Source organism: Rhodococcus sp. NKCM2511, from assembly GCF_014905595.1.
GTDB lineage: Bacteria > Actinomycetota > Actinomycetes > Mycobacteriales > Mycobacteriaceae > Rhodococcoides > Rhodococcoides fascians.
Map to the genome: position 1 here is coordinate 2,361,451 of NZ_BNHJ02000001.1, position 12,995 is coordinate 2,374,445.

At 63.8% G+C, this 12,995-nt stretch carries 14 protein-coding genes; 12 read left to right on the forward strand and 2 right to left on the reverse strand.

Translation table 11 applies throughout. The features are described from left to right. The first annotated feature begins 43 nt into the window (after window positions 1-43). From JLZ96_RS10880 to JLZ96_RS10895, 4 genes are all read left to right on the forward strand, one after another. Window positions 44-910 (forward strand): hypothetical protein, encoded by an 867-nt coding sequence (locus tag JLZ96_RS10880; RefSeq protein WP_201010089.1) that lies wholly within the window; start codon window positions 44-46, stop codon window positions 908-910. Between the two features lie 9 nt (window positions 911-919). Then, entirely contained in the window at window positions 920-2,137 is a 1,218-nt protein-coding gene (locus tag JLZ96_RS10885) for a lipase family protein (protein ID WP_201010090.1), read from the forward strand. A gap of 19 nt (window positions 2,138-2,156) precedes the next feature. Further along, window positions 2,157-2,990: an alpha/beta fold hydrolase gene (locus tag JLZ96_RS10890; RefSeq protein ID WP_201010091.1), complete on the forward strand. Its 834-nt coding sequence runs from the start codon at window positions 2,157-2,159 to the stop codon at window positions 2,988-2,990. Between the two features lie 84 nt (window positions 2,991-3,074). Further along, window positions 3,075-4,157 carry a M20 family metallopeptidase gene (locus JLZ96_RS10895; RefSeq protein ID WP_201010092.1) on the forward strand — a complete coding sequence of 361 codons (1,083 nt, stop codon included), beginning with the start codon at window positions 3,075-3,077 and terminating at the stop codon, window positions 4,155-4,157. Here the strand turns inward: JLZ96_RS10895 and JLZ96_RS10900 are convergent. Beyond that, window positions 4,118-5,143: a LacI family DNA-binding transcriptional regulator gene (locus JLZ96_RS10900; protein ID WP_032406079.1), complete on the reverse strand. Its 1,026-nt coding sequence runs from the start codon at window positions 5,141-5,143 to the stop codon at window positions 4,118-4,120. The genes JLZ96_RS10895 and JLZ96_RS10900 overlap by 40 nt on opposite strands. 202 nt (window positions 5,144-5,345) lie before the next feature. Here JLZ96_RS10900 and JLZ96_RS10905 point away from each other — a divergent pair, with 202 nt between their 5' ends. Genes JLZ96_RS10905 through JLZ96_RS10940 form a run of 8 tightly spaced genes read left to right on the forward strand, consistent with a single transcriptional unit; the run spans window position 5,346 to window position 12,344 of the window. Continuing rightward, window positions 5,346-6,212 carry a BtpA/SgcQ family protein gene (locus JLZ96_RS10905; protein WP_236253897.1) on the forward strand — a complete coding sequence of 289 codons (867 nt, stop codon included), beginning with the start codon at window positions 5,346-5,348 and terminating at the stop codon, window positions 6,210-6,212. Window positions 6,213-6,215: 3 nt separating this feature from the next. Further along, window positions 6,216-7,112: a carbohydrate kinase family protein gene (locus tag JLZ96_RS10910; protein WP_201010093.1), complete on the forward strand. Its 897-nt coding sequence runs from the start codon at window positions 6,216-6,218 to the stop codon at window positions 7,110-7,112. After that, on the forward strand, window positions 7,109-8,122 hold the full coding sequence (locus JLZ96_RS10915; protein ID WP_032400448.1) for a substrate-binding domain-containing protein: 1,014 nt from the start codon (window positions 7,109-7,111) through the stop codon (window positions 8,120-8,122). The genes JLZ96_RS10910 and JLZ96_RS10915 overlap by 4 nt, the downstream gene beginning before the upstream one ends. A gap of 4 nt (window positions 8,123-8,126) precedes the next feature. Continuing rightward, window positions 8,127-8,912 (forward strand): ATP-binding cassette domain-containing protein, encoded by a 786-nt coding sequence (locus JLZ96_RS10920; RefSeq protein WP_032392130.1) that lies wholly within the window; start codon window positions 8,127-8,129, stop codon window positions 8,910-8,912. After that, on the forward strand, window positions 8,909-9,943 hold the full coding sequence (locus tag JLZ96_RS10925) for an ABC transporter permease (RefSeq protein WP_201010094.1): 1,035 nt from the start codon (window positions 8,909-8,911) through the stop codon (window positions 9,941-9,943). Before JLZ96_RS10920 ends, JLZ96_RS10925 begins: the two co-directional genes overlap by 4 nt. Further along, the gene (locus JLZ96_RS10930; RefSeq protein ID WP_201010095.1) at window positions 9,940-10,965 is read left to right on the forward strand and encodes a phosphotriesterase; all 1,026 of its coding nucleotides are present in this window, start codon (window positions 9,940-9,942) and stop codon (window positions 10,963-10,965) included. The genes JLZ96_RS10925 and JLZ96_RS10930 overlap by 4 nt, the downstream gene beginning before the upstream one ends. A 9-nt stretch (window positions 10,966-10,974) precedes the next feature. Next, a complete protein-coding gene (locus JLZ96_RS10935; RefSeq protein ID WP_201010096.1) occupies window positions 10,975-11,727 on the forward strand; it encodes a glutamine amidotransferase in 753 nt (250 codons plus the stop codon). Continuing rightward, window positions 11,724-12,344 (forward strand): TenA family protein, encoded by a 621-nt coding sequence (locus tag JLZ96_RS10940; RefSeq protein ID WP_201010097.1) that lies wholly within the window; start codon window positions 11,724-11,726, stop codon window positions 12,342-12,344. The genes JLZ96_RS10935 and JLZ96_RS10940 overlap by 4 nt, the downstream gene beginning before the upstream one ends. A gap of 68 nt (window positions 12,345-12,412) precedes the next feature. On the opposite strand, the gene JLZ96_RS10945 is transcribed toward JLZ96_RS10940, so the two are convergent. Further along, window positions 12,413-12,853, reverse strand: coding sequence for an Hsp20/alpha crystallin family protein (locus JLZ96_RS10945; protein ID WP_027495425.1), 441 nt, complete (start codon window positions 12,851-12,853; stop codon window positions 12,413-12,415). Window positions 12,854-12,995 lie beyond the last annotated feature (142 nt).

Here is a 12,995-nt window from a genome sequence, read left to right on the forward strand (position 1 = left end):
AGAAGCGACAAACCCTGAACTGCGATGCCGCTACGTTGTGCTGATGACATGGCGATGGACGGTGGGACTGATGCTCGTCGCCATCACCGCGGTCACCTGTGCGTCGCCGGCGTCGCTGAGTCCCCACCGGGTCGTCGCCGAAATCGGATCTGCAGAGGCATTTCGGTGCGACCGAGGGCCCCAGATAGACGAGCCGCGTCTGAGATTCCCTCGGCCCACACCTGGGACGGTGCCTGACGATTTCGTTCCAGTAGCCGCGATCGTCTGCGACCAAATCGACGAGGGGGTCGCCCCCGACACCGTGCCGTACCGCGAGCACAGATACGAAGGTGACCTCACCGAGGTGATCCGCCTACTCAACGCGCCGTCCGAAAGCATGCTGATCCGCGGCTATTGCCCGACATACAGCGTCGTCGAGCCGCCGCAGATATGGCTCGTCGACAACCGAGGGCGCGCAATGGAACCGACTCTCCCTACTGGGGAATGCGGGCTGCTGAATCACAGCGCCATCGCCGAAATTCGGACACTCGATATGGTTACCGAATTCGAGCACGACGTATCGGTGATCAGCTACGACCGGCAACGAGTCTCGAGCTGCTCCCCCCACTACTCCGAGGTTCTCCTCGGCAGTGAGCGCGCACCGGGTCTGACCATCGGCTACACGTACTGCTTGTTCTCCGGCACCGAATTCACCGGAGTCACCGGCGAGATCGGGATATCGATCGAAGACTTGGCACCCGCCGAGCCCTGCTCGATGTCCGCAACGCGGACGGCGGTGACGACTTATGTTGCTGACTGGCCGTCGAACATTCGTAATCTCACCATCGAACTCGATGGATGCCGTCGCGCCATTCCCGACGGGTATGCGCCGCTGCAGGCGACCGACGAGTTGTTGGCTGCGTTCTGGTAGACACGCGATATGCCCGCATCCATTGCCTTGTCGTCTCGTCGAGTCTTCGCTGCTGCGTGCGGGCTCACGCTGGTGACGGCCGTCGGATGCAGTTCGCCGCCCGCTGTGCCCGACTCGCCCGCGCCCGCAACGACGTCTGCAGCACAGTCGCAGTACAAGCTGACGGGTACTGCGGGGACGCTGCTCGAATCGGAGGATTTCGGGTCCCGGTCGGCCAGGCTCGCTGCGACGGGTGCGACCGTCTATCGTTTCGTGTACGAGTCGACATCCGGTGTCGATGATTCTGCGACTGCGGTCTCCGGTGTCGCCGCTGTCCCACCCGGCACACCTCCGGCAGGTGGATGGCCGATCGTCGTCTACGGCCACGGCACCACCGGCGTACAGGCCGACTGCGGACCGTCCCTCTACCCCGACCTACTCGGATTGGATTCCACGGTCGAGGCTTTCACCGAACTCGGCTACGTCACGGTGCTACCCGACTATCAAGGACTCGGCAGCGGAGACGGCACCCACCCGTACCTGGAGCCGCGCACTGCGGGCCACAACATGATCGACGCGGCTCGCGCCGTCCACAACGCCCTGCCCGAGACCTCTGCTCGGTGGGCGGCCGTCGGACTGTCGCAGGGCGGGCAAGCCGCCTGGGCTGCAAACGAATTGAACTCCAGCTATGGGCAGGGGCTGGAACTGATCGCCTCGGTCTCACTGTCCCCGCCCACGGATCTGGCACCGCTTGCGCGTGCCGCCAGGGACGGCACCCTGACCACACCGCAGAAAGGTTTGCTGCCGTACCTGCTCTACGGGGCGCAACAGGTCGACCCCACCCTCGACCCTCGGGACTACAGCGGCACGGTCGCTCAGACCAACACAGAACTGCTACTCGCGTGCCAGGGCACGAACACCGCAACCAAGGAGCGCGCGGTCAGCGAGATGGCACCGACGGAGTTCGCACCGAGATCCCCCGAGGCAGAACAAAAGCTGTTCGATCTGATCGGCCGCTATGCCCTCCCCCAGGTACGAACCACCGTGCCGATGTTCGTCGCCTACGGTGCGCGCGACGACATCGTGCTACCGCAGTGGACGGCCGACGCCGTCCGCGCAGCGTGTGTGCTCGGCGATCGGGTTGTCGCTCAGGAACAACCAGAGCAGGGACACAACGTGAGCGACGACGAGGCCATGCAATTCCTCGCCGCCGAATTCGCCGGTGCATCGGTTCCCAGCACGTGCTGACCAACGAAAGGATTCTTCGGTGAGCGAGAGGATCGCACGCTACACCCATGACGGACTCGAGTTCGACGTCCTCGACCAGGGACCTCTGGACGGACCGATTGTGTTGCTGCTGCACGGCTTTCCCGAACGTGCCGCGTCGTGGTCCGCAGTGATGAACGACCTGAACGAGGCGGGGTTCCGAACAATCGCGCCCGATCAGCGCGGGTACTCGCCGGGTGCCCGACCCAAACGCCGACGCGACTATCGCGTCGGTGCGCTCGTCGACGACATCGTGGCCCTCATCGACACGATCGGATCCCCGGTGCATCTGGTCGGCCACGACTGGGGAGCGATGATCGCGTGGGTCACCGCAGGCCGACGCCCGGATCTGGTGTCGTCGCTGACGGCATTCTCCGTCCCGCATCCGGGGTCGTTCATGACGGCTCTGCTCACCTCGCGACAGATACTCCACTCCTGGTATTTCGCGTTCTTCCAACTGCCGGTGCTCCCCGAGAAATGGATGACGCGGCCCGGCCAGAGGGCCGAAAAATGGTACGAGAGAAGCGGTATGAACGCGGACGACCTGGAGCGCACGCGCACGGACATCGTCGACTACGGCGCACTTCCCTACGCTGTCACTTGGTATCGCGGACTGCCGTTCTCCAACCCTGGTATCGGCCGTCTGCGCATCACAGTGCCGACATCGATGGTGTGGAGTGACGGCGACACCTTCATCGGCCGCTCGGCCATCGAACGCGCACAACAGTACGTCGATGCCCGCTACACCCTGACTGTGCTTGCCGGAGTGACACATTGGATCCCGACTCAGGCACCGACCGAAGCCGCGCAGGCAATCATCGCCAACTCCTCATAGATGCCTGCGGCAGTGGTGCGGTTATGTGCCCTCTGCGGCGCTCTGCCGCACCACTGCCGCAGGCACCACGGGCATACTGGAGTCATGGATTCCGTCGGACTTCTCACCGAACTGGTCACCCAGCCCACTGTGTCGGGTGATCCTCGTCCCCAGCGCTCGTCGATGGACGCAATCGTGTCCGTCCTCAGGGCCCGCGTCGGTGACCTTGCCATCGACGGCGATCCGGATGGTCCCCACCCATGGCTGTTGATCACCAATCCCTCCCCGCCGACGTCGAAGCGGTTGATGTTCGCGTGCCACGTGGACACCGTGCCGGCGGGTGATCTGTCGAATTGGCAGTTCGATCCCTTCGCTGCAGATATCGAACACGGTGTTCTCCGTGGCCGCGGCACCTCGGACATGAAGGCCGGGCTTGTTGCCGCCACCGCTGCGGTGATGGACGCCTTCGACAACGGGGTTCCTGCCGCCCTGTTGCTCACCAGCGACGAAGAGATCGGGTCACTCGGTGCGCGTGCCGCTCGCCACGCCGTCGCCGAGTGCGCCGTAGGAGCGGTCGTGGTTCCCGAGGCGACAGGGAACCAGGTACACCTGGGGCATCGAGGAGCACTGTGGGTCGATGTGACCACCAAAGGCATTGCAGCACACGGAAGTACTCCACATCGGGGTGAGAGTGCAATCATGAAACTGGTCGACGTGTTGGCACGAGCCCGCACCGAGCTCCCGCTGTCTACGGATCAGTTCCTCGGCGCCGAAACGTTCAACGTGGGATTGATCGACGGCGGCTCGGCACCCAACATCGTCCCCGACGCCGCACACGTCGTCGTCGACCATCGCACCGTCGGGGACGGGTCCGATCTGTTGTCCTGGTGGCGCGATCAACCCGAGGTCGATCACGCCGACGCTCGCATCGATCTGCCCGGAGTTCGCACACCCCAAGGCGACCGATGGGTGGATGGCCTTCCGCATACCGTTGCTACAGAACCGGTCACGTACTTCACCGACGCGTCCATCATCGGATCCGCTGCCCCCGGTGCCCCTATTGTCGTGTGGGGGCCGGGGACGCCGGCACTGATGCACGCCGCCGACGAAACCGTCACGCTCGACGAACTCGATGCGGCGATCGTGGCCTACACCGCGGCGACGCGTGCGTGGCCGACCGTCGACTGACGGACCACCAACTCCGGCTGCAACGCGATGTGCGCAGTGCCGGTGTGATCGCTGTTCATGGCCTGATCCAGTAGGCGAGTGGCCTCTTCAGCGATTCGTTCCTGGGGTTGCCGGATGGTGGTCAGCGGCGGATTGCTCAATGCAGAGAACGGAATGTCGTCGAACCCGGTGACCATCACATCGCCCGGGACCGACAATCCCAGAGCCTGGCAGCTCTGCAGCACCCCGAGGGCGATCAGGTCGTCCGCACCCACCACCGCATCGGGCCGCGTGGGAGAAGCGAGGATCGAGCGCGACGACTCACGCCCCCAGTCGATCGAATAATCACCCAACAACGTCCACTCGTCCCGCGTCCGAATCCCCACGCGCTCGGCATGGCGGAAGAAGCCCGCCCGCCGCAACTCCGTCGACGAATTGGTCAGCTCGGAACTGATGAACGCGGCACTCCGAACACCCTGTGCAGCAAGGTGATCCATGATCAGGCCCTGAGCGGCATCATCATCGACGCCGACCCAATCGGTATGAGTATCGAGAGCGAAGCGGTCGAGCTGGACCACGGGGATCGCACGGGCCGACGCACGAACCGCCTCGGCAGAACGTTCCCCATGGCACGGGCTGATGATGATGCCGTCGACCTGACGCGAGACCAGACTACGCAGCCGTTGCGCCTCGACTTCCGGATCCGATCGCGAATCGCACAGGAACAACTGCAGTCCACGCTGCGAGAGAACATGTTCGACGTTGACGACGAGCGAGGTGAAGAACGGGTTGGCAATACTGGGCACCACCATCCCAACCGTGTCCGTGCGGTTGCGGCGCAGCGAACTGGCGATGATGTTGCCCGAATAGCCGAGATCGGCCGCCGCCTGCCGAATGCTCGCGGCCACGTCGTCCGACACCGGACGTGACCCCGAGAGCGCCCGGGACACCGTGGCTGTCGAGACGCCCGCGCGCTCCGCGACGTCGCGAATGGTTGCTTTGCGCATCCAACTCCTACTCTCGCGTGTGAACCGAGGCTAGCGAACCGCACGGTCGCTTGCGATGCTGTTTACACAGTAGAGGTAATCGTTTACATAAACGACTCGCGAATTCCTTGACACGACCCGGTCCCGATCGCCTACGGTGCATACATACGAGGCAATCGATTACATCGCCTCGGTCGACGACCACACCAGAGGAGCTCCCTACGTGAGTACGTCCCCGTCGGATCCGAACCCCTCAGCCGCGCTGGGGGTATTTCCGACCAAGCCGTCGGCGCTGGCCGAGATGTTCACCTCGGCACCCGCACTCATCGGCGCAATCCACCTGCCCGCATTACCGGGCAGCCCGCACTACAAGGGCCAGCCCGTCTCCGAGATCGCAGCCTTCGCCGTGGAGGAGGCACACGCGTACATCGACAACGGATTCGATGGCGTCATCGTCGAAAATCATTGGGACATACCCTTCCTCAAGCCCGGAGAGCACGGATACGAAACAGCGGCCAGCATGGGTGTCGTCACCGCCTCCGTCGTCGGTGAGTTCGGCAGCAGAGTCGGAGTATCCATCCTGTCCAACGCAGGCGAATGCGGCGTGGCCGCGGCGTGGGCCGCCGGAGCGAGCTTCGTGCGGGTCAACCAGTGGGCAAACGCCTACATCGCCAACGAGGGATTCATCGAAGGCCAGGCAGCCAAGACCACCCGCTTTCGCCACCGCATCGGTGCCGACCCGGTCAAGATCTTCGCCGACGTGCACGTCAAGCACGGTGCCCACGCCATCGTTGCCGATCGCACCATCGCCGAACAGACCGAGGACGCGGAATTCTTCGACGCAGACGTGCTCATCGCCACCGGCTCGAGAACCGGTGACGCCGCCTCGGTCGACGAGGTGTCGGTCATCAAGAACAACACGATGCTCCCCGTCATCATCGGATCGGGAATCACGGCGGCCAACATCGCCGACCTGATGAACGAGTGCGACGGTGCCATCATCGCTTCTTCGGTGAAGGAGAACGCACGCTGGTGGGGCCGTGTCTCCGGCGAGAAGGTTCGCGACGTGTCCCGCGCAGCCGGGAAATAGACGATGATCGTTTTCTTCGGCTACGCCAACAACGATGTGACGGTCCATGTTCCGCATGTCCCGATCCTCGGAGAGAGGGTGCAGGCCACGACGATCGAGTCGATCGACGGCGGCATGAATGCCAACGCCGCAGTGTCGGCGGCCCGCATGGGAGCCCGCGTCGCGTTCGCCGGAGCAGTGGGCCCGGACATCCGATCCTCCGAGTTCCTTGCGGCACTCGAACGCGACGGAGTCGACACCAGCTGGGCACCGCGCGACGCATTCCTTTCCACCGCAGTGGTTCTCATCGCCGACGGCGGGGACCGATCGATCATCAGCCAGGACGACGCCAACGACGCAGGCAGACTACGCACGGTCCTCGACAAGCTCTCGATCGACGGTGGACGCGTGTTCCTCGACGGCTACCGCGCATCGATGCTCCCACCCACACTCCCCGACAACGTCGGCCTCGCCATCGACCTCGACGGCTGTGACGACCTCGACGCCGCACTGCACGCATTCGCCCTTGCCGACCACGTCATCGTCGGACGCAGTCTGTGGCAGAACAGCTTCGGCATTCCAGCCGAACGGTGGCCGATACTGACCGCCGAGCACGACACCCACCTCGTCGTCACCGACGGCGAACGCGGGTGGACCCTGGTCACACCCTCGGGTGAGACCATCACCGAACCGGCAGTACCGGTCGACGTCATAGATGCCGTCGGAGCCGGAGACTGCTTCTGCGGTACCTACATCGCCTTCATCGACGCGGGCGAACTCCCGATCCACGCAGCCCGAATGGCGGGAGCCTCGGCAGCTCTGGCCTGCGCCACAGCCGGACCACGCGGATGCCCCACGCCGACCGAACTCACCGACTTCACGACCACGCTCGCCACTGTCGACCTTCAGGAGACCCGATGATCAAACGCGCACTCCCCCTCGTTCTCGGTGCCGCACTCGCGCTCACCCTCACCTCGTGCGATTCCGCATCCAGCAGCGACACCGCGGGCGGAACCGACGCAGCTGCGTCGAGCATCCCGGATCCGAGCCGCGTCGCCGATTCGTGCGACGGTAAGAACGGTGCCCTCAAGGTCGGTCTCGTCACCATCAACCTCCAGGCGCTGTTCTTCAATCAGATCAACAATGCTGCCCAGAAGATCGCGGACCAGACCGGCGTCGAGCTGCAGATCATCAGCGGTAACGACGACTCGGTCAGCCAGGCCAACGCTTTCGACAATCTCATCGCCTCGGGCGTGGACGCGATCATCGTCGACGCCATCGACACGGACGGCATCAAGCCCTCGATCGTCAAGGCTGATGCTGCGGGCATTCCGGTCGTCGCAGTCGACGCGACCGTCGACGATCCTGCCGTGGACACGCAGGTCGGCACCGCCAACGCCGAAGGCGGCGTTCAGATCGGCGACACCCTCACTGCGTTGGCGAACAACACCGGCACCGTGGGAATCGTCGGCGCACTCAACAGCACCATCCAGCTCGAACGTCAGAAGGGCTTCACCGATACCGTCTCGGCGGCCGGGATGACCGTCGGCACCGTGGTCGACGGCCGCAACATCCAGGAGAACGCGCAGACCGCAGCCGAGAACCTGCTCACCGGCAACCCGGACATGCAGTACGTGTACGCCACCGGGGAGCCTGCTCTGATCGGATTGGTCGCCGCGGTGAACAGCCAGAACGCCCAGGACCGAATTCAGGCCGTCGGCTGGGATCTGTCCGATCAGGCCGTCTCCGCTCTCAACGCAGGGTGGCTGAAAGGCGTCGTGCAGCAGAACACCTTCGAGTTCGGCTACGAGGCCATGAATGCCGCCATCGACCTCGGCTGCGGACGGACCGCACCCGCTGACATCCCGGTACCGACCCAGATCGTCACTCCGGAGAACGTCGGCGACTACATGTACTACCTGGAGAAGTAGCCCTATGGCACAACAAGACCTGACGGTCGCGCCACTGATCGAACTCTCGGGAATCACCAAATCGTACGGCCCGGTGAAATCGCTTCGCGGAGTCGACCTTCGACTCGCCCGCGGCGAAGTACTCGGCGTCGTCGGAGACAACGGCGCCGGCAAGTCGACGCTCATGAAAATCCTTGCCGGTGCCGTCCAACACGACGGTGGCGAGATGCGCGTCAACGGAGAACCCGTGCGCTTCTCGACACCGCTGGACGCACAACAGAAAAAAATCGGCATCGTCTACCAAGACCTCGCCCTGTGCGACACCTTGGACGTCGCAAGCAATCTGTTCCTCGGCCGCGAGCCACGCAAGGGGCCGTTCCTCGATCGCCACGGGATGCACGAACGTTCCGCCAAGATTCTGGCGGACCTGCACGTGAAGGTGAAGTCGACCTACCAGGAGATCGGGCAACTCTCCGGTGGGCAACGCCAGACGGTGGCCATCGCACGCGCGGTCTCGTTTCGACCGGACGTGTTGATTCTGGACGAACCCACCGCCGCTCTTGCTGTGGCAGAGGTCGAATCGGTCCTCAAGCTCATCACCGACGTCGCAGCCCAAGGCGTCGGAGTCATCCTGGTGACGCACCGCCTACAGGACCTGTTCCGGGTCTGCGACCGCATCACCGTCATGTACGAGGGGCAGAGCGTCGACGATGTTCCGATCGGCGATCTGAACATCGAGTCGCTCGTCGGATTGATCACGCGCACGCCGGTTCCCCAGCGTTCACCCTCCTCGCCGGAAGGCCGCCCATGATCACCGTGGACAAGAAAGCCCAGCCGACCGTGGAGAAACTCGCGGCTCGCCCGACTCTGTGGCAGCAGACCAACAAACCGACCCTGGCCATGCTCGCGGTCACCATCGCAGTGGCCCTGGTGTTCTCGGTGACGACGTCCTCGTTCCTGACCTTCACCAATATCTCGAACCTCGCGACGCAGATCGCACCGGTTCTCATCATCGCCGTCGCCATGACGTTCGTGATCACCACCGGTCAGATCGATCTGTCGGTCGGAGCAACGGTTGCCTTCGTCGCCGCGATGAGCGCCGAACTCATCCAAGCCGGAGTCGACTCGTCGGTGGTATTCGTCGCGGCACCACTGATGGGCGCAGCATGGGGCCTGGTCAACGGCTGGCTCGCTGCATACCAGGGCATTCCGCCGTTCATCGTCACCCTGGCAACCCTGTCCATCATCCGCGGTATCGCGCTCTATCGAACCGAGGGCTTCTCGGTACCGATCACTCCCGGTTCCGCCTTCGCGAAACTGGGTACGGCGTCGTGGCTGGGCTTTTCGGCAAGCGCATGGATTGCTCTGGCCGTAGTGATCGTCGGCGCTGTTGCGCTCAACCGCACACGATTCGGCCGCTACGTCACCGGAATCGGCTCGAACGTCGAATCCGTCCGACGCTCCGGCGTCAACACCCGTCGCGTGCTGATGATGACCTTGGTGTTCACCGGGCTCGCCGCGGGCATCGCGGGCCTATTGATCGCTGCACGACTCGGTTCGGGATCGGCCAACTCCGCCAATGGTTTCGAGCTCACCGTCATCACCGCAGTGGTGTTGGGAGGCACCAACCTGTTCGGCGGCCGGGGAACGGTCATCGGCACCGTCATCGGTGCAGTGTTGACCGGCATCATCGCCAACGGCCTGACGCTACTCGGTGTGAGCCCGTTCCTGACACCGATCATCACCGGTGTCGTTCTGCTCGTTGCCATCTGGATCAACATGCGCGGGCACTCCCTGGCTTCGCTGTTCAAGCACCTGCAGAGCGCACCGGGTAAGCAATGATCGTCCAGACCGTCACCGGGCCGATCGACTCCAGCGAACTGGGACTGGTGCTACCGCACGAGCATCTGCACAACGACGCCTCGACCGCGTATTCCGAAGCTGCCGACCCGGCTCTGGCGCAGTTGCTGTCCGGTCCGGTATCGGCGGACCGCGCCTGGCTGCTGCACGACAACCCGTACCACAGCGCAGACAACTGCCGAGTGGACGACGCGGCGGCCGTACTCGACGACCTGAAAGTGTTCGCGGACAACGGCGGTACCACGGTCGTCGACCTCACGCCGCCGGGCATCGGGCGGCGACCCGAGATCCTCGAGCACTACTCACGCGAGTCCGGAGTACGCGTCGTCATGGGCTCGGGCTGGTACCTCGAACCCACGCACCCTCCCGACGTCGCTGCGCTCGGTATCGACAACCTCGCGGCCACGCTCGTCGCCGAATTCACCGGCGACGGGCCTCGGCCGGGGGTGATCGGCGAGATCGGCGTATCGCCGTCGTTCACCGACGCCGAAGCCAAAGCGCTGAGAGCCGCCTGCATCGCCCAAAGAGAAACCTACGTCCCCTTGTTCGTCCATCTCCCGGGCTGGCAACGCAGAGGGCATCAAGTCCTCGACATCGTCGTGGACGAGATGGGTGTCGACCCGGCAGCTGTGGTGCTCTGCCACATGGACCCCTCGGGCGACGACCCCGACTATCAGTGCGCCCTCGCCGATCGCGGAGTCTTCCTCGAGTTCGACATGATCGGCATGCCCTTCGAGTTCGCAGGCGAGGGCCAGTCGCCGTCGCCCGCCGATACCGCGTTCGCGATCTGCGGCCTCGTCGGCGGCGGCTATCGATCCCAGTTGCTGCTCAGCCACGATCTGTTTCTCAAGTCGATGCTCCGCAAGTTCGGTGGCAACGGATTGGCCTACGTTCCAGTCTCTTTCGCAGCGCGGCTGGTCCGCAGCGGAATGGACGCACACCACGTCTCCTCGCTCATGCAGGACAACCCCAGGTCGCTCTTCGAGAGCGCCGGAAAAGGATAGAGAACCACCATGGGTAAGAAAGTTCTGATCGCCGGCGAAAGCTGGATGACCTCGTCCACCCACGTCAAAGGCGTCGACGAATTCACCGTCCACTCCTACGTCGAAGGGGTCGGCCCCCTGCGCGACGCGCTCACCTCGCGCGGGCACGAAGTGGTTCACATGCCCGCGCACCTCGTTCCCACACAATTCCCCGGCACGGCCGAGGCCCTGTCCGAGTTCGACGTAATCGTGCTGTCGGATATCGGATCCAATTCGATTCAGCTCGCGCCCAACGTGTTCGACCGTTTCCAGGCCGGCGACGACAGGCTTGCCGCACTGCGTGAGTGGGTGAGCAGCGGAGGAGGACTGATCATGATCGGCGGGTACCTGTCGTTCTCCGGTTTCCAAGCGCGCGCCGCGTATCGGCAGACTGTGCTCGCCGACGTATTGCCGGTGACACTGCTGGCCGAAGACGACCGAGTCGAGGCTCCCGGCGGAATGGTTCCCGATGTCGTCGGCAGCACGCACGCCGCACTGGGTGCCAGCGGAACACAGTGGCCCGCCTTGCTCGGTTACAACCGAGTGGTGCCGAAGGAGGGCGTTACCGTGCCCGCCACCATCAATGGAGATCCGCTCGTCGCGGTCGGCGAATACGGCTCGGGCCGATCTGCGGTCTTCACCTCCGATTGCTCGCCGCACTGGGCCCCGCCCGAGTTCTGCGAACAATGGCCCGGTTACACCGACCTGTTCGACGGCTTGATCACGTGGGTTGCCGACGCGTGACCCGCTCGCAGCAACTCGTCGAGCGTCAACAGCCCAACCTCGCTGCTGCTCAGCAAGTTCGGTTCATCGTGCAATCGACGGACGGATCACTCTCCGATGAGGACTTTCGAAGGTACCTGGTGATCGAGGAGGCGTTCGTACTCACTGCAGTCCGCATTCTGGGGCTGGTCGTCGCGGAGTCGACGTCATTGGACGACGCGTCGGATCATGTGATGTCGATGTCGAACCTCGTCGGAGAACAGCGAGCGTACTTCGCCGGTCTCCGCGAGAAGTTTCCGTTCGACGGCAATACCGAAGAGTTGATCGCGAGTTCCTCGGCGCTGTCGGACTATGCCCTCGGACTCGTGCAGCGAGAAGGTAGAAGTGCCGCTCTGGTAGCGATGTTCGCTGCCGAGACTCTGTACTTGTCGTGGTGCCGAACTGCGCTGACGTTCTCCACCGAACGCGAACCGGCACTTCAAGAATGGATTGCCATGCACACCCGGTCGACCTTCGTCGCTCAGGTCGACGCACTGGCCCATGAAGTCGACCGCATGGACGCCGTGGACGACGAGACGCTCGACAGGTGGTTCGAGGGGATGCTGGCCGCCGAAAACGAATTTCACAACGCAGTGTGAGTGCCTGCGGCAGTGGTGCGGTTATGTGCCCTGGGCGGCGCTTTGCCGCACCACTGCGCGAAGCGCACTCAGCTCTTCTGCGGCTCGATGGTCTTCTGCGTGTTGTCGTGGGCGATCTCGATCTTGCGCGGCTTCGCACGCTCCGCCAGCGGGATGGTGACCGTCAGGACGCCGTTGTCGTAGGAGGCCGAGATCTTCTCCGCGTCGACGCCGTCTCCCAGGGAGAGTTGCCGACGGTACGTTCCGGCGAACCGCTCCGACGAAAGCCACTGCACACCATCGCTACTCGGAGCAGTGCGATGCGCCGTCAGAGTGAGGGTGCCGCGGTCGATGTCGACGTCGATGGAGCCGGGATCGACGCCGGGTAGGTCGGCGTTGAGTACGTAATGGTCGTCGAGCTTGTACAGATCCATCGGCATGAATCTGGGCGCACGGTCCGAACCACTGGTCGCGCCGAGCATGCCGGCAGCAATGGAGTCGAGGTCACGGAACGGATCGAAGCGAAGCACAGCAACCACCTCCTGTACGACGAAGCGTCCGCCCCTGTGGCGGGCCGCCCTTCACTGTGCAGAACCCAAATTAGCACTCTCCACCAGAGAGTGCCAATAGGGTAGTTCGATTTTTTTCAATCCAATTGTGTTGCAGTGGTGC